The sequence below is a fragment of the Flavobacterium chungnamense genome (assembly GCF_039539165.1).
GTDB lineage: Bacteria > Bacteroidota > Bacteroidia > Flavobacteriales > Flavobacteriaceae > Flavobacterium > Flavobacterium chungnamense.
In genome coordinates, this window is sequence record NZ_BAABCS010000023.1 from 1 (window position 1) to 546 (window position 546).

At 36.8% G+C, this 546-nt stretch carries 1 protein-coding gene; it reads left to right on the forward strand.

Annotated features, from left to right (window positions below; all coding sequences use genetic code 11):
• On the forward strand, positions 1 to 546 hold a 546-nt coding region (locus ABD771_RS13435), incomplete at both ends, for a hypothetical protein (protein ID WP_345095458.1).

The window sequence follows — 546 nt, forward strand, 5'->3', positions numbered from 1 at the left end:
TTTATTGTAGTTACTAATACAACAACAGGATGTAAGAGTTATAGAACCCTTACAGTTCAGGTATTGCCAGTTCCTACACCAAATACCAACATGACTGGTTTAGAACTTGAGGCTTGTGATAGTGTTGGTCCAAATGATGGTAGTGAAATCTTTGATTTAACCACTAACGCTGCCTACATTGCCAACGGAGATCCAAATGTAACATTGCATTATTATCCGAGTTATACTGATGCTATTGCAATACCACCAACTAATGAAATAACAAGTCCAACAAACGCCAATGTAGATGACAATGTATGGATTAGAGTAGAGAGTAATGTCTTTACAGGAACAAATGGGCAAAATTGTTATGTCCTTGTAGAGCAACCAATAATAGTCAATCCAGTGCCAATTATTGTTCCTGGGTTAAGTTTTCAAGAATGTGATGATGATACGGATGGGTTTACCTTGTTTAATTTAAACGGATATGCCTCAGAACTTCTAGCAGGAAATCCATTACCAATAACTAGTTATACTTTAAATTTCTATACGGGACCAGGAGCAACC